At 68.6% G+C, this 16293-nt stretch carries 11 protein-coding genes; 6 read left to right on the top strand and 5 right to left on the bottom strand.

Annotated elements, in window-relative coordinates; genetic code table 11:
- Positions 1 to 148: 148 nt before the first annotated feature.
- From AAGI91_12755 to AAGI91_12740, 4 genes are all read left to right on the top strand, one after another.
- Positions 149 to 610 (top strand): LytR C-terminal domain-containing protein, encoded by a 462-nt coding sequence (locus AAGI91_12755; protein ID MEM1043485.1) that lies wholly within the window; start codon positions 149 to 151, stop codon positions 608 to 610.
- 63 nt (positions 611 to 673) lie between these two features.
- Positions 674 to 1099, top strand: coding sequence for a ribosome silencing factor (rsfS, locus tag AAGI91_12750; protein MEM1043484.1), 426 nt, complete (start codon positions 674 to 676; stop codon positions 1097 to 1099).
- Positions 1096 to 1575, top strand: a complete 480-nt coding sequence (locus AAGI91_12745) for a hypothetical protein (GenBank protein ID MEM1043483.1) — start codon at positions 1096 to 1098, stop codon at positions 1573 to 1575. The genes rsfS and AAGI91_12745 overlap by 4 nt, the downstream gene beginning before the upstream one ends.
- A 14-nt stretch (positions 1576 to 1589) precedes the next feature.
- Entirely contained in the window at positions 1590 to 1985 is a 396-nt protein-coding gene (locus tag AAGI91_12740) for a DUF423 domain-containing protein (GenBank protein MEM1043482.1), read from the top strand.
- A 191-nt stretch (positions 1986 to 2176) separates the two neighbouring features.
- Here the strand turns inward: AAGI91_12740 and AAGI91_12735 are convergent, their stop codons facing one another.
- The 3 genes from AAGI91_12735 to sprA form a co-directional block, all read right to left on the bottom strand.
- Entirely contained in the window at positions 2177 to 2530 is a 354-nt protein-coding gene (locus tag AAGI91_12735; protein MEM1043481.1) for a hypothetical protein, read from the bottom strand.
- Positions 2531 to 2606: 76 nt separating this feature from the next.
- Complete coding sequence (lipB, locus tag AAGI91_12730; protein MEM1043480.1) at positions 2607 to 3380, bottom strand: lipoyl(octanoyl) transferase LipB; 774 nt, start codon at positions 3378 to 3380, stop codon at positions 2607 to 2609.
- Between the two features lie 169 nt (positions 3381 to 3549).
- Complete coding sequence (gene sprA / locus AAGI91_12725) at positions 3550 to 11736, bottom strand: cell surface protein SprA (protein ID MEM1043479.1); 8187 nt, start codon at positions 11734 to 11736, stop codon at positions 3550 to 3552.
- A 325-nt stretch (positions 11737 to 12061) separates the two neighbouring features.
- On the opposite strand from sprA, the gene AAGI91_12720 reads away from it, so the two are divergent.
- Together AAGI91_12720 and AAGI91_12715 are read left to right on the top strand one after the other, a co-directional pair.
- Positions 12062 to 12553: a DUF4440 domain-containing protein gene (locus tag AAGI91_12720; protein ID MEM1043478.1), complete on the top strand. Its 492-nt coding sequence runs from the start codon at positions 12062 to 12064 to the stop codon at positions 12551 to 12553.
- A gap of 78 nt (positions 12554 to 12631) precedes the next feature.
- Positions 12632 to 13297 carry an SDR family NAD(P)-dependent oxidoreductase gene (locus AAGI91_12715; GenBank protein ID MEM1043477.1) on the top strand — a complete coding sequence of 222 codons (666 nt, stop codon included), beginning with the start codon at positions 12632 to 12634 and terminating at the stop codon, positions 13295 to 13297.
- Positions 13298 to 13379: 82 nt separating this feature from the next.
- On the opposite strand, the gene AAGI91_12710 is transcribed toward AAGI91_12715, so the two are convergent.
- Both AAGI91_12710 and AAGI91_12705 read right to left on the bottom strand, forming a co-directional pair.
- On the bottom strand, positions 13380 to 14567 hold the full coding sequence (locus AAGI91_12710) for a saccharopine dehydrogenase C-terminal domain-containing protein (GenBank protein ID MEM1043476.1): 1188 nt from the start codon (positions 14565 to 14567) through the stop codon (positions 13380 to 13382).
- 76 nt (positions 14568 to 14643) lie between these two features.
- The gene (locus AAGI91_12705) at positions 14644 to 16290 is read right to left on the bottom strand and encodes an iron ABC transporter permease (GenBank protein ID MEM1043475.1); all 1647 of its coding nucleotides are present in this window, start codon (positions 16288 to 16290) and stop codon (positions 14644 to 14646) included.
- Between the last annotated feature and the right edge of the window lie 3 nt (positions 16291 to 16293).

Below are 16293 nucleotides of genomic sequence, written 5' to 3'. Positions count from 1 at the left end.
GGTCGGGGGGGGGTGCGGCGCCGCCCAAAACACCCCCCTGGTGGGCCGACCGCCCCCGCGTTTTGGGCCCCGCCATCTCCCCCCCCCGCCGCGCCCCCCCCCCGGCGGGGGGGGGCCCGCGTCTGCGTTTGCCCCCTCCCGAGTGCTCATGTCTGAGGCCCGTCGCCTGAGCAGTTTCCTGCTGAACGCCGGTCTCGCGGTGGCCGTCGTGCTCGTCCTCGTCCTGCTCTACGCCTTCGCCGCGCGCGCGCTCAGCCCCGACGCGCAGCCGGTCCGCCGGGCCAGCGCCGGAGGACAGCCGGCCGACATCATCCAGGTCGAGGTGCTCAACGGCTGCGGGGCCACCGGCATCGCCGGGCAGGCCACCCAGTTCCTCCGCGCCCGCGACGTCGACGTCGTCGGAAGCGGCAACTACGCGGACTTCGGGCAGGAGCACTCACTCGTGATCGACCGCGTTGGGAACCGGGAAGCCGCGCTGCGGGTGGCTGCTCTCCTCGGCATTGGAGACGCCCATGTGCGCTCGGAGCCGGGCGACGGGTACTATCTTGACGCTTCGGTGGTGCTGGGCCGGGACTACGAAACGCTCCACGCCTTCGCCGACCAACCCTAGACGCTGCCCTCTTCGCCTATCCTTTTACGTTCTTCAGGTAGCTCGCTCACCATCTATCGCTCCATGGCCTCCACGTCCGCTTCCCGCTCGGTCCCGTCCTCCGCTGAACACCCGGCCCGCGGCCTCGCGGCGCTCGCCGTCGAAGCGATGCAGAGCAAGAAAGCGGTGGACATTACGGTGATCGACGTGCGCGAGGTGTCCGGCGTGACGGACTACTTCGTCATCGGCACGGGGGAGTCGAGCCTGCAGGTCAAGGCCATCGCCGACGCCGTGCGTGAGCAGCTCAAGGAGGCCGGGGAGCGCCCGTGGAAGCGCGAGGGGACGCAGCACAATCAGTGGGTCGTGCTCGACTACGTCAACGTCGTCGCCCACGTCTTCGACCGGGAGCGGCGGGCCTACTACGACCTCGAACGCCTCTGGGGCGACGCCCCGATCGAGCACGTCGCCGACGATGCTGAGACCGTGGCGCTGCTGGAGGGCGAGGGATGAGAACCGGGACTTGGCTCCTCGGCCTCGCGCTGCTCGCGAGCCTCAGCGCCTGCGGCGGCTCGTCCGAGGTGGCAGAAGCGGACACAGGGTTCGGCTCGCGCGTCGAGGAGGATGAGAACCGAGAGACGATGCTGCTCGCACCGCCGGACTCGGCGCAGGAGTACTTCTACTACCCCGCCTACTTCAGCGAACTCGACGTGCGCACGGGGCCGTTCGAGAATGGAAGGCGGCCGGTCGAACTGTTCCTCAAAGGGGCCCTCCCGGACGGCTGCACCGCGCTCCACGACCTCCGGCAGACGCGCCGGGCGAACCTCATCGAGATCGTCTTCGAGATGCGCCGGCCGAAGGGCGCGATGTGCACGCAGGTGGTCCGCCCCTACCGGTTCTACTACATGCTCGACGAGGCCCTCGCCCCGGGCGACTACACGCTGAAGCTGAACGACACGGTGCGGCCCTTCACCGTCCCACGGTCCTAACATGGAGCCCTAGCATGGAGCGCGCGGCCCGCCTTTTTCTCGCTGTCGGCGCTCTGTCGGCAGGCCTCGCCGTCATTGCCGGGGCGTTCGGCGCGCACGGCCTGGAGGGGTCCGTCACGCCCGTGCGGCTCGCGGCGTTCGAGACGGCGGCGCTCTACCATTTCATGCACGCCCTCGCCCTTCTCGCCGTTGGCCTGCTGCTGGAGCGCCGTCCGAGCCGGTGGGTGCGGGCCGCCGGCATCTTGTTCCTCGTGGGGACGGTCCTGTTCGCGGGCAGCCTCTACGCGCTCGTGCTCACCGACACGCCCCGCCTCGGCATCATCACGCCGATGGGCGGCACCGCGTTCATCGCCGGGTGGGGCCTGCTGGCTTTGGGAATCGTAAGAGCGGAGGAGCCGAAGAGCGGATGAGGCGTCGCGTCACGCTCGTCTTCCCTGCTTCCGCTCGTCCTCGTTTCTGCTCTCAGTCCTTCGACAAGCTATTCTTGATAGGCTCTCCATTTTGTCATCCCGGACCCCGATCCGGGATCTAGGGCGCGTGCCCGTAGATCCTGAAACAAGTTCAGGATGACAAGCCTGTCAGGGTGAACTTGTCGCTGCACTCAGGCCGCTTCCTCGTCGAAGAGGAGCATGAAGCTCGGGACGAGGTCGTGGGTGCGGGCGAGGCCGAGGAGCGCGTCGGCGGCGTCCTCCGGGGTCTCGTAGGTCCCGTACTCCTTGCCGTCGACCGCAAGGGCGTAGTCGATCTCACCGTCCTCGTCGGCGTCGAGATCCTCCCACTCGACGGCCTCTTCGAGCAGGAAGATGTCCCGCTCGGGATCGAACGAGGCGAGGTACAGCTCCTTCTGGCTGGCTCCGTCGATCAGGCTGACGTTGCCGAGCGCGACGTAGTCCTCGTCGTAGAAGAGCGCCTCGATGAGAAGCTGGCGGGCGAAGTGTTCGATGCTGAAAGCCATAGACGTGGGTGCTGGGTGAGGCGGTAAAATAGGACGAAAGAGGGAGGAGTGTCGAGCGGAAAGCCGCGCGGAGTGTCTACACAGCCGCCGCGCCGGAGGTTACGCCGATTCCGGCGAAAAAGTGGTACGCCTCCTCCGACGCGTGCTCCGTCGGGTTGAGCCCGAACGCGCCGGTGAGGTGGTGCAGCAGGCGGCCCGTGGCCTCGGCCTCGTCCACCGGCCGGCCGAGTTCGGCGGCGAGCGAGGTGACGCCGCGGTCCGCGATGCCGCATGGGACGATGTGGCCGAAGTACGAGAGGTCCGTGTTGAGGTTGAGCGCGAGGCCGTGCATGGTCACCCACCGGCTGCACCGGACCCCGAAGGCGCAGACTTTCCGCTCGCGCTCCGTGCCGGCGTCGATCCACACGCCGGTGCGGCCCGCCACGCGGCCGGCCTCAAGGCCGTAGTCCGCGCACGTCTGGATGACGGCCTCTTCGAGCGTGCGGAGGTAGCGGTGGATGTCGGTCGCCCGGTCGCCGTCCGGGTAGCGCAGCCGGTCGAGGTCGAGGACCGGGTAGGCGACGAGTTGGCCGGGGCCGTGGTAGGTGATGTCGCCGCCGCGGTCTACGGGGACGAACGACGCCTCGCGCTGCGCCAGGAGCGCCTCGTCGGCCAGCAGGTGTGCCCGGTCGCCGCTCTTGCCGAGCGTGAAGACGTGCGGGTGCTCGACGACGAGGAGGACGTGCGGCAGCGCCTCCGCCGGCTCGGCACGCTTTGCGTCGATCAGCCGCTCCTGGACCCGGCGCTGGAGGTCCCATGCGGCTTCGTACTCGGTCCGGCCGAGGTGGCAGACGGCAGCGGGCTGAGGCATGAGCGGAAGGGCGGAAGGGCGGAAGGGCGGAAGGGCGGAAGGGCGGAAGGGCGGAAGGGCGGAAGGGCGGAAGGGCGGAAGGGCGCAGGAAAGCTGGGAAAACTACGAAGACCGCCGCGCCTCGCACGAAGGCCCTCTTCCGTTCTTCCCCGCCTGCCCTCTTCCGCTCCTAATTCGAGAACGACACGTTGAAGGTGAAGCCGCCGTCGAGGGTCGAGGTCGAAGGGTTGCGGCTGCCCTCGCTGTCGAACTGGTTGTAGCGCACGAACGCCGTCACCCGGACCTGGTTCGAAAGCGTGTAGGTGATCGACGGTTCGAGCGAGAGGCGGGTCGTGACTTCGCCCAGCGGGTTGCGGAAGGTTGGGGTACGCAGGTTCGAGATGTCTTGCTCCAGGTCCGAGCGCAGTTCGAAGCGGCGCGTGAGGTTGTTGGCCTGGGAGGCGATCAGGCTGAAGCGGAAGTTGTTGTTGAGCCGTCGCCGGTTCAGGAACGGGAGCGGGATGCGGAGGCCCGTCTTGTTGAAGCTCACCCGGAGCGAGAACTCCCGCGTCTGCGTCTGGTTGACCTCGGCCGAGGCGGGGGTGAGGGCATAGCTCTCGCTGGAACTCCAGCGGAGGTCCGTCTGGAAGCCGCCCTTGAACCCGAGGTTGAGGCCCACGAGCGGCTGGAACCGCTTGCTGACGCGGACCGAGTTGGCCTCCAGGAACGGCGTCTCCGAGATGAAGCGCACGGTGTTTGTGATGCCGTCGGCGTTCGTGAGCGAGAGGCGCTCCTCGTTGAGCGTGCCCTCCTGCGGGTTCGAGAGGAAGCCCACGTCGTAGGTCGCCGAGTAGCCGTGCTGGAGCGTGGCCGACTGCGTCAGGGCGCGGACGATGGGGAAGTTTGCGATGCCGGTGTAGTTGACCGTCCAGTTGGGTAGCGGCAGCACGTTGAAGCCGCCGCGCCCGATGCTGCCCAGGCCGGTCACAAAGGCCGAGCGGAAGTCCTCTACGACGGCGTTTTGCGTCAGCAGGTCGCCGGACACGTTGACCCCGGCGATCGTGTCGGTGTTGATGGCCGCGCTGTAGCGCTCGCGGTGGAGGTCGAAGAAGTCGTTGTACGTGCCGCCGAGCGAGAGGATGGTGGCGCTGCCGTTGCCGCGCTCGGTGACGGTCGGGGTGCCGATGCTCTCGCGCGAGAAGGCGAACGTCCGCTGGGTGTTGAGGCCGAGGTCCCACGTCAGGTCCACGCGGAGCGCCTGGCTGAACTCGAGCGAGGTGCGCGCCCCAAGCCGGTGGTCGTCCCGGAGCTCGTCCTGGACCTGGATCGTGGAGAACTCGTCGCCGAAGAAGCGGTCCTGCTCGCCGGCCCCGATGCGCCGGTCGAAGCCGAGCCGGTAGCCGATGCCGGGGCCGTCGCCGGTGAGGCCGTCGAGGAAGCTGTAGCCGGGGTCACGGACGCCTTGGGAGCTTCCGCTGAAGCTGCCGTTGTAGGTGAGCGTGAAGTCGCGCGGCCCGGTGAGGCCGAGGAACCCGCGCCGCAGCAGGTCGACCGGGTTGGGGATGGGGAGCGGCGGGCTGGGCCGCGCGAGCGTGTCGGCCGCCGCCTGCGCGTCCGCGAGGCTCTCGCGCAGCGCGGCCAGGCGGTCCTCGCCCGCGGCCACCGAAGCCGAGTCGAGGGCGACCGAGTCGGCTTCAGCCAGGATTGCGTCCTCGGCCTCGCGCAGGTCCTCCTCGGCGCGTTCCACCCGGTCGCGCGCCGTGCGGTATGCCTGGAGGTCGCGCTCGAAGTCCTGCCGCCGGGTCTGGCGGTTCTGCTGGGCCTCCTCCTGGCTCTCGCGCAGCCGCCGGTACGGGCCGATCTTCTCGAACAGCTCGCCGAACCGAATGCTGAGGCCGCTCTGGAGCGAGGTCTGGTTGGCCACGGAGGCAACGGTCACCGTGTCGGCGCGCTGGCGCGGGTCCACGCCGGGGAGCGGAGTGAAGCGCCACGAGAAGGTACCGGTGTAGGTCAGCGGCCGGATCTGGAGCCACGATAGCGCCTCCACCCGCTCGATGGGCGACTGCACGGTCGCGCTCGTGGTTTGGTTGTAGTCGTCGGTCAGGATGCTGCGCTCGCCGGTGAGGAGGTCGCCGAAAACCTGGGTCGCCGGAACCACGTCGAGCCGGGTTACCGGGAAGATCGAGACTGAGTCCGGCGGTGTGGTCGCCCCGCCGAACTCCTGATCCAGCACCTCGGCCTGGCTCAGATTGAGGACGCGGAAGTTGTTCACGTCGCCGCCTCGGTAGTCCTGGATGAGCGTAGCGAAGGTCTCGTCGGCCCCGGCGCTGTTGAGGCTCTGGCGCACGTCGGAGCGGTACTGGAGTTGGAGGAATTGGAACGGGTTGTAGCCCAGCTCGAAGTTGCGGCGGTGGTTGAAGGTGTGCTGCTCGCGGATCGGGTAGATGAAGTCGGGGCGCTCGCGCTCGACCGCGATGCGCGCCGCACGGTCGAGGCTGTCGGTGATGGTGTTGAACGAGCCGCGGCGCGGGCGGTCCTGGTTGGCGTTGACCGAGCGGCTGGCGTCGGCCGAGAGGCGGAGGCTCTGCGGGAGCACGTTGAGCCGCAGCCCGCCGAGCACGCCGACGACCGGAAGCTCGCCGAGGAACCAGAACGGCCGCACCGTCTTCGGCCGGGGGACTGCCAAGCGGTAGGCCACGGTGCCGTTCCACTGGTCGGTGTCGTTGAACTGCTGGGCCGGGGTCCGCTGCTGGCGAAGCGTGTTCGAGTAGGTCAGCGAGAGGCCGTCGAGCGTGTAGCGGAGCCACGGGCTGCGGCTCCCCGTCTTCGAGATCGGCACCCGGATCACGCGCGAGGTGCCTACGGTTTCGGCTGCAGCCCGGATCTCGCGGATCTCGCGGTCCTTCTCCTCCGGCGTGAGCGCGTTGCTCTCCTCGATCTGGGCGATCTCCTGGGCGACGGTGATGTCACCCCGGCTCGGCGAGAAGCGCGGCGTCGAGACGTCGCGCTGGACAGAGAGGTTGACGGGAATGCGCCAGCCGTAGCGCTCGGGGATGAACTTGTGGACGTTGAGGTTGGTGGTCACGCTGTAGCCCCAGCTGTCCTCGAACGTCCGCGTCCCGAGCCCGCTCGAGAGGTCGCCGAAGCCGTCCGTCTGCTGGTCGTAGCGCGCGTTGAGGTCGACGAAGTCCGCGAGGCGGACTGTCGTCCGGGCGTAGGCGCTCCAGCCGGGCTGCTCGTCGAAGCCGGAGACGCGCAGCTCGTTGTACCACAGCTCGACGTTGACCGGCCGGGCGAAGCGGTCGCGCCCGTTGCGCACGCCGAGGACGATGTTCGAGACGTCCTTGATCGAGGGGTTGCCCCGGATGCGGATGATGGCTCCCGGCGGCGCGAAGTCGAGCGGGATCGACTGGGCGGTGTAGACCGAGTCGAGCGAGACCGGGTTGTTGTTGGCGTCCACGGCCTGGTCGCGCTCCAGCTTCAGCTTGTTGAGCGCGTCGAACTCGACGTTGATCGAGTTGAGGTCGATGAACTCGGTGCCGTTCGCTGTCTGGACGCGGACGTTGGTCTGCCACAGGCTGTCGGCGCGCTGGACTTCGTCGTTCTCGCCGATAGCGGCCAGGTCATCGGTATCGAAGGGATAGACGGGCTGCTCGATCTCGTAGTAGTCCTGGGTCTCGTTCGAGCCGAGGCGAAGGAAGACGCGCACCGAGTCCTCGCGCTCGAAGCCCTCGCCGTGGACGAATGTCCGCAGGTTCGAGTACTTCGTCAGGTCGAGTCTGTTGGTGTACGGCTTGAAGATGGCTCGCTCCTGCCCGTCGCCGAGGTCGTCGACCCGGAGCGCGAGGGCCTGCTCGCGCTGCGGGATCGTACGGCCCGACGTGGGGTCGCGCGAGAAGGACTGGACAGCCCCGTTGGGGACCTCGTACTGGTCCGGGTTCTCCTCCGTGTTGATCGTCGCGATGAAGGACGTCGGGATGTTCTCGAAGTTCTCGTTCGGGAGTCCGGCTTCGCCGTCCTCTAGGTCGTCGTCGGGACCTTCCTGCGGTCCGATCTGCTCGGACTTGAGCCACTGGCTTCCGACGAGGTCGAGCGTGGCGAAGCGAAGCGTAGCAGCCTCCTCGTGCCCCTGAGTCCACAGCCGGATCGTCTCGATGAGGCTGAAGTCCTCGATGCCGCCGACGGCCGCTTTCTGGTCGGAGCGGACGGGAATGCGGATCAGGTACCACTCGCGTCCCGCAGGATTCTCGCTCTGGTTCTCGTTGAAGATCGTGGTGACGTAGAACGGGTTGCAGTTCTCGGTCTGCCCCTCCATGCACGGCCGGTCTACAAGCCCTGGGTCAAGTGGGATCTCGTAGCGGAAGAAGCGCTCGGCCTGGTCGAGCGAGAGGTTCAGGTTGAGGTCCTCGGAGTCGGGGAAGCGGGAGTTGCCGGGGGCTCCGCTCTCCGAGATCTGCCGCTGGGCCTCGAGCGAGTTGAGCTCGAGGCCGGGGAAGAGGAAGCTGAAGCGCTCTTGCAGCGTAGCGCCACCGGGGAAGAACGTGCCGTTGTTGAAGAAGCCGTCCTCCTGGAACGAGTGGTAGTCGTCGGCCGAGGGGTCGAACTGGGCCAGGGCTAGAGCGGAACTCCCGGACCCGGCGGTGAGAGCGAGGGTGTCGAGGAATGGGGCGAACTTTTCGGCTTCAGTCGAAACGTTGTACGGCGTGCCGTTATCGGCCGCAGCCTGGGCTGCGATCTGCGACGGCAGTCCGTCGAGGCCGAGGTCCTCGGTACGCTGCGTCTCGTCGTTGATGTTGATGATTCCGTCCTGCTGGCCACCGGACGGACGGCCCCACGCGTCCTCGTTCGTCACCGAGAGCAGGCCGTCCTCGTTGTTGTACTGCCGGTTCGGGATGACGTCCTCGCTCGTTTGCCCGAGGTCGACGTAGAGCTTCGCCGTCGAGGCGATGTCCGACTCGCCGTTCCTGCCGCCAAAGGGCGAGAAGATGAACTCGACGAACTCGATGTTATTCCGGGCGTCGAAGTCGGTGAAGCCTTCGGGGAGGCGCTGCGTCATGCCACCCCACACGTCCTGTGGGTTGTCGGCGAAGGTGGTCCCGAGCGCGGCGTTGTAGTTGTAGGGGCCGCGCTCGGCCGGGTCGAGGTAGAGGTCGAGGGTCGGGAGGTTGGGCGGACTGCCGGGCTGGAGTTCGCGGTCCTCGAACACCTCCTTGATGAAGACGCGAGAGGTCGCTTGGCTGCCCGCGAGGGGCGCGAGGTTGTCATTCTCATAAGTGGCCGCGAGGACGGTGTACCACGCGAAGCGCCCGCGCCAGCTCGTCCGCAGGAAAGGCGAGGTGATGGATTCCTGGCCCGGCAGGTCGCTCAGGTAGGTCTCAGCCCCGAGCGGACCCGCGCCGGGGGCCTCTTCGATGCCCTCGGGTGCGGCCGCGAGGCGCCACGACCCCGGCTGGAGCAGGCTAAACGAGTTCTCGGTTCCCTCGAAGTCGTCGATGTACGAGATCGAGCCGTTCTGCTCGTCCTCCTTGAAGTCGCGCCCGAGGTCCCGGAGGTCGTCGCGCGACTGCTCGAAGGCGAAGGTCTCCGGGTGGCCGGGGTTGAGCTGGGCGAACTCGCCTTTGAACTCGAAGGAACTCGGGGCCCGCGTCTGGATGAGCGGGAGTGCGTCGACGAGCCGGGTCATCCAGCGGGGCTCAGCGGCGTAGGCGGCGTCGAAGCCCCAGATGGAGTTCGCAATCGGCTCCTCGCCCAGCCGGAACTTGTCGATCAGCGGTTTCTCCGAGAGCCGCATCCACGTCGCCCCGATCCCGAACCGGTCGTTAAAGGTGTAGTCGGCGCGCAGGCCGAGGAGGGTCTTCTTCTGGATCGCAACGAACTGGTTGCGCTCGAACGAGATCGACACGTCGCGCCCACTCGTGAGGAAGGCGGGGTTGGTGATGGTGACGGTGCCGGTGATGTAGTCAACGGTATAGTCCGAGCCCTCGACCAGCTCGATGCCGCCGCTGCGGACCTGGACAGAGTTCTCGACGGGCGAGAAGCCGAGGTCGTAGATCTCCTGCACTGACCCGCGGAACTCGCCGGAAATGTTGTAGACGTTTTTGTCCGTGACGCGGTCAGCCTCGGCCTGGGTCTCCTCGTACAGCTCTGAGAAGACGAACTCCTCGACGGCCTCGTCGGCGCTCAGTCCCTGGAAGGCCACCGGGACCGCGGGGCCTACTTCCTGGAACTGGCCGCGGAGCACGCGCTCCAGATGTTCGCCGAAGGGCTGGCGGTAGGGAAAGATGATGCGTCCGTTGCCGGAGTCGACGGTGTAGCCCTGGAGGAAGTCGAAGAGGTCGTCCGTAGTGCGGGCGCCGTCCTGGTTGACGCGGTCCAGCCCGAGCGTCTGGAGCAGCGTCCGCGGCGGCTGCCCCACGTCGACGCCGGGCAGCGTGCGCTGCGGCGTCGCGCCTGGGGGGGCGTAGAGTACCTGAAGCTGGAAGTCAGCCGCGTTGAAGGCCGAGCCTCCGACGCGGTAGATGTTGCGCATCGTGAGGTCCCACGAGGCGTTGTCCGGGCGCGGGTTCGGACCACGCAGCAGCTTCAGCACGATGCGCGGGTCGTCGATGTCGCCGCCAGTGCCCTCGCCGAAGTCGCCGACCTCAACGACGGTCCCGTCGTCGCGCTGGTAGCGGTAGGCGACGGCGACGGCCTCGTTGTTGCTCAGCGAGCGCTTCAGGCTGAGGCTGCCGAGGAGGGGATCCCATGTGTAGTCCTGCCCGTCGCGCAGCCGGCGGAACGAGGAGTCAAAAAAGTCGGCGTTTTCGAGCCCAAATAGGTCGGCCACGTCAAGGTCTGGGTTCTGGCTCGTCGGCGTGCGAAGGAGGTCGAGGTCGGCCGGCGAGTAGCGGTCGGCGGTCGAGTCGGGGAGCGATGGGGTCTCTCCCTCGGCGGCGAGGTAAGCTTGCCCGCCAGCAAGCACGCCGGCCGGTTCACCGAGGTCGAGCAGCGCGATGCCGCGGACGATCGGGTCGTCGTTGCCCGAGTTGCTGAGGTTGTTCTGCTCGAAGAGAAAGACTTCGAGATCGATGAGCTGGCTGAAACCGCTGGGTCCGAGACTGACATTGGGCGGGTTGGCGTGGGCGGCGTCCCAGCGGTTGTGGAAGTAGTAGCCGAGGTAGAAGTTGGCGTTGTCCTCGTACTCGGTCGGGCGCTTGGTGAAGGTCGTCGTCTGGCTGCCGCCCTCGATCGTCAGCTCGTCGCTCTCGGCGTCCTGCTGGCTCGCCACGACGGTCACGCCGAGGCCGCCCACCTGGAGGTCGGTGCGGATGCCGAAGAGGCGCTGCCCGCCCCGGATGAGGTCGCTCGGCGTCTGGAGGAAGACGTTGCCCGCCTCGACGCGCTGGAGGATCTCGTCTTCGTAGCCGGTGTAGGTGAGCTTGACCTGGTTCTGGAAGTCGAAGTCGTTCTGGGTGTCGTAGTTGACGTTGATCTGGAGCTTGTCGCCGATCGTGCCGGTGATGCCGAGGCCGAGCTCCTGCCCGAAGTCGGGGTCGACGCGGCCGCCCTGGCCGGTGGCGGCCTCCTGCTGCTCGTTCTGCCGGTAGGCGAAGCCGACGTCGACGTTGGCCTGGCCGTTGACGCGGAGGTCGACCTCGTTGGTGCCGAAGATGCCGGCGAAGGCGCTGTTGCGCCCGCCCGGAATGTCGAAGTCGAACCCGAGGCCACTGCGCCGCTGCTGCTGGCGCGCCCGCTGGCTGACGAGGTCGCGGTAGTTGTCCTCGAGCCCGAGGCGGAGCCGCTGCTCGCGGTAGGCGTCGAGGCCGAGGCGGACCGGCACGCGCACGTCCCCCTCGCCGACCCGCTCGGTGATGGTGTAGTCGGACGAGACGGAGTCCAGCTCGACGCGTCGCTGCCAGTAGGTCCCGAGCCCGGCCCCGAGCGCCCGGCGCCGGCGCGGCGCGAGCGACGCGCTGTACCGGTCGCGGCGAAACGGCGGGAGGAGGCGGGCCGCGAAGCCGGTATCGGGGAGCGCTTCGGTCGTGTCCGCGAGGGTCGCCAGCGAGTCGGCTCGCACCGAGTCGCCCTCGACGAGTGAGTCCGCCAGGGAGGAGTCCGCGAGCAGGACGTCGTCCAAGAAGTCGAGCGGCCCCAGCCCCGTCGTGTCCGTGTCGCGCCGGACGAGGAGGGACCGCCGGCTGCGGAGATCGGGCGCGGTCGCCGGCAGCGCGAGGACGGCGTGGTGCAACAGGGTCGTCCGGTCCAGAGTCGAACCAGCGCCCGGTGCCGCCTCGGAGGGGTCGTAGGCCGCGAGCAGGCACACGCCGGCCAGCGCCACGCTGCCGACGAGGGTCAACAGCAGGGCACGGCCCTCCGACGGGGGGGTCGAGCGGGACATACGCACGCGCGGGTTCTCTAGGAGCAGCAACCCCGAGCCGTTCGGTCGGCAGTCGAGAGGTCGCCCGGATCGTGAGGTAGCGGAGGCGCGTCTAGGCGTATTCGGTAGGTGAGCAGGGAGTCGAAGAGGCAGCAGCGCGGCCTGCGGGGCCGGGAGCGCCGGGGCGGAAAGTAATGCCGATACGCCCTGATTTCAAGGGAAGAACGGTGCCCGCGACCGTCCGGGATCGGTTACCTTTGCTGTCGCTTCGCTGTCCTGCACCGCGTGGGCCGTAGCCCGAGGCGGTGAAGTAACGCCGGTATCGTCCCTTTCGTCTCTGCCCTTCATGCCTCCTCGACATTTCCCTGCCCTGGGCTGGACGCTCGCCCTGGCCATGCTCGCGCAGACCGCCTGCACCGAGCCCGATGCGGAGCCCGTCCCGTCTCCCCCAGCCACTGCACCGGCAGTAGAGGCCGACTCCGTCCGCGCCGTGCTCGACCGCCAGGTGACGGCGTGGAACGCAGGCTCGCTGCGCGGCTTCATGGAGGGCTACGCGCAGAGCGAGACGCTCCGCTTCGCCTCCGGCGGCAACGTCCGCACCGGCTGGCAGACCACCCTCGACAGCTACGAGCGCGGCTACCCCGACCGCGCCGCGATGGGGACGCTCCGCTTCGACAGCCTCGACGTGCGCCTCCTCGCGCCGACCTGGTCGCTCGTCTTCGGACGCTGGCACCTGGAGCGCGCCGAGGACGAACCGAACGGCCTGTTCACCCTGCTGCTCGAAAAGCGCCCGGAAGGCTGGCGCGTCGTCCACGACCACACGTCTTCCAGTGACTGATTGGGTGATTCGCTGATTGGGTGATCTGGTCATACCAACCGCCCAGTCTGCTGGTCTCCCGGCCCTCCGATAACTCTCATGACTATTGACCTCGCAGGCAAAACCGTCGTCCTCACCGGAGCCTCGGGCCGCCTCGGCCGCGTGCTCACGCGCCGCCTCCTCAAGAGCGGCGCGACCGTCGCGGGCCTCGACCGCTCGGCGGACGCCGCCGCGGACGCCGACCGGCTGCACCTCTTCCAGGCGGACCTCGTCGATGAGGCGGCGGTGCAGGCGGCATTCGGCCAGGTCACGGAGCAGCTAGGCGCGCCGGACGCGCTCGTCCACACCGTCGGCATGTGGGACGGGCAGCCGTTTGCCGAGACCTCGCTGGCAGACTGGGAGACGATGCTGAGGGTCAACCTGACCTCGGGGTTCTTGTGCTTCCGCGAGGCCGTGCGGCAGATGGACGGGCGCAGCGGTCGGCTCGTCGGGATCGCCTCGCGCCAGGGCGCAGAGGGTGGCGTGGCCGAGCAGGCGGCCTACTCCGCCTCGAAGGCGGGCATCGTGCGCCTCGTCGAGTCGGTCGCGGCCGAGTACGCCGGGCAGGGCATCACGGCCGCCGCCGTCGCCCCGTCAACGATTCTCTTCGAAGGCGACAGCGGCGAAGGCGTCTCGGCGGAGCACGTCGCCGAACGGTGCGCGATGCTCTGCTCGGACGCAGGAGCCGAGCACAGCGGCGAGGTCCTCCGCGCCTACGGTGCGTAGAGAAAAGAGAGACGAGAGGTGAAGAGATGGAGGCGAGAGCACCGCGTTGCATGCTCTCTTCTCCCTCGCCGCTCTCTGAACCTCACGCCTCCGCTGTCGCAGAGCGGGCGACTGGCTCGAACGGCTCGTCGTCCCACCGCTGGCGGAGGCCGAGGCCGTGCGCGGCGAGGTCGCCGAAGTACGGCTCCGGCGGGACGATGCGCTCCGGCGGGGCTGCGCCGCCGCCGGGCACGACCCCGGTCGCCAGCAGCATCGCAACGGCGGCGGCCGGGAAACTCGTCGAGCGCTGCATGGCCGTGAAGCCCGTCGCCTCGTCGTAGCGGTCGACGAGCTCGAACGTGAGCGCCCGCGCCTCGCCGTCTGCCCGGCCGTCGAGCCGGATGCGGACCAGGACGGCGTCGTGCGGCGTCCCGCCGATTCGCTGGCGGAGGCGGCGGGTGAGCAGGTCGCGGTAGCTCAGGTGCGTCCGCACATCGACCGACCGGTCTTCGCCGAAGCCGAGGGCGAGCACGGCGCGCATCGCCGCCGCGTGGCCGGGGTGCCGGAGCGTCTTGTAGTCCAGCCGCTGCACGCGCCCCTGGAGGTCGAGCGGGAGCGTCGAGAGCTTGCCGGCGGTGTGAAAGGCTTCCAGGTCCTCGAAGGGAGCCTCGAACGAAATCGCCTCCAGCCCGGTCAGCGGCTCGACGGTCCGAAGCGCGCCACCCTCCATGGCGGGAGCCGGGGTCGTGTAGCTCATCACGAGCCGCTCGACCCCGTAGCCGAGCCGGTGAAAGAGCGGTGCCTCGGCCTCGACGGGGATGTTGCCGACGCGCATCGTGACGGCCTCCACTTCGTCGAACCGGTCGAGCCCGTGGAGGACGAGGACGTTGACCAGGCCGGGCGCGAGGCCGCAGTTCGGGACGATCCAGCGCGAGCGGCGGGCAGCCGTGTCGTGGAGCGCGAGTTCTTGCTGCACCGCCCGGTCGTCTCCGCCGAGGTCGCAGAAGTGCGCCCCGAGGCCGACGGCGAGGGCCGCGAGCTTGGGGTTGAGTGAGGCGTCGCCGCTACCGACCACGCATGTGCTCCCGCTCAGGACCGGCGCGAGGGCACGCTCGTCGCGGACGTCCACTCGGACCGTACGCAGCTTGGGGTTGTGCAGGCGCTCCTTGAGTGCGTGCAAGGTGCCGCTGCGCGCGTCGCACACCTGGACGTGCGTGACCTCGGGCCGGGAGGCCAGGTCGCAGGCAATCGCGGACCCGATGGGGCCGGCACCGAGGACGGTGAGCTTCATGGTGGGATGAAAACGCTTACATGCCGGAGAAGATAGTACGCGCCGGGACGTCTATCGTTTTACCTGTCCGTGATTTTTACCCCGGCCGCGTGCCCGCGAAGCGGAGCACCAGCGTCGAGAGTCCGACGAGCACCATCAGCAGCACGCTGTAGGCCGCTGCCGCGCCGAACTCGTAGAGCCGGAGCTGGGCCAGAATCTCGACCGAGATCGGCCGGTTACCGAAGACGTAGAGCATGATCGACGAGACGAACTCGCCGAGCGATGCGACGAACGTGAGCAGCGTTCCCGCCGCCACGCCGGGCAGGATCGCCGGCCACACCACGCACCGGAACGTCGTCCACGTCGAGGCCCCGAGGTCGGCCGAGGCCTCGGTCAGGCGCTCGTCGAAACCTTCGAGTGCGGCGGTCGTCGCGCGGACGACGAGCGGGATGTGGCGGATGAAGTAGGCCAGCGGAAGGATCCAGAAACTCCCGACGAGGACCTGCCCGGCCGAGAGTGGCGACGGCTGCGAGAAGGTCACGATGAGGTTGAGCGCGATGACGGTGCCCGGGATCGCAAACGGCAGGACGGCGAGTGTGCGGATCAGCCAGCGCCCGGGCACGGTCCGCTGCGCGATCACGACCGCCACCGCAACCCCGAAGACGACGTTTAGGACCGTCGCGAGCGTCGCCATCTGGAGGCTGTTGGCAATGGGGTCGAAGAACTGTGGGTCGGCGAAGAGCGAGGCGTAGTTGGCGAGCGTCCACCGCTGCGGCAGAATCTCGACGGTCCAACTGCTCGCGTCGGCAAATGAGATCAGCCCGACGGTCAGGATTGGAAGAACGACGAACAGCAGGACGACCCCAACGCCGACGCCGGCCACCCACGCCGCCGGCCCGCCGATGGGCTGCACCGGCCGCGCCGTGCCCTTCGACGCGCCGAGAAGGTTGCGGCCCGGCTTCGCTTCAAGGAGAAACAGGAACGCGAGGCAGATCGCCGTCAGAACGGTTGAGACGGCGGCGGAGAGGGCGAGGTCGCCGTTGAGCTTGAGGTTGTAGATCTGCACCGTCAGAAACGGCTCGGTCCCGGCGAAGAGGAGGGGAGCCGTGAAGCTCGCCATCGAGAGCATGAACACCAGCAGCGACGCCCCGACGAGCGCGGGCCGGAGGAGCGGGAGGACGACGCGCCGAAATGCCCGCCACCCGCTCGCCCCGAGGTCGGCCGAGGCCTCGAGCAGGCTCGCGTCGAGGTCGCGTAGCGCGGCGGTGGCGAAGAGGAAGAAGTAGACGTAGAAGGCGTAGACGTGGACGAGCCACACCGCGCTCAGCCCGTCGAAGCCGAATGGCACCTCGGCGAGGCCCAGCCCGTCGCGGAGCGCGCGCGGGAGGATGCCCGTCTCACCGTAGAGAAACAGAAACGCCAGCACGCCGACGAGCGGCGGGAGTGCGAGTGGCAGCGCCGCCGCCGCCTGCAGTGCCCGCCGGAGTGCCGTTGGGTACAGCCCGTAGCGCCACAGCCCCCACGCGAGGCCGGTCCCGACCACACTCGCCCCCGCCACCGTCGCCAGCGAAATCCCGACCGAGTTGACGAGCGCCCGCACGTTCGCCGAGCGCCACCCACCGAAGAACTCGCCGAGGTGCCCGATCCCGAGGCCAAACGTCTGCAACGCCGGCCACAGCACGTACCCGACGAGCACGAGCGCCACCGGCACGGCGAGCAAGAGAGCAGCGCGGCGCGTCAGCACAGG

Source organism: Bacteroidota bacterium, assembly GCA_038746285.1.
Classification (GTDB): Bacteria; Bacteroidota; Rhodothermia; order Rhodothermales; family JANQRZ01; genus JANQRZ01.
Note: the sequence above shows the minus strand (reverse complement) of the source record. Positions and strands in the feature narration are given on the sequence as shown.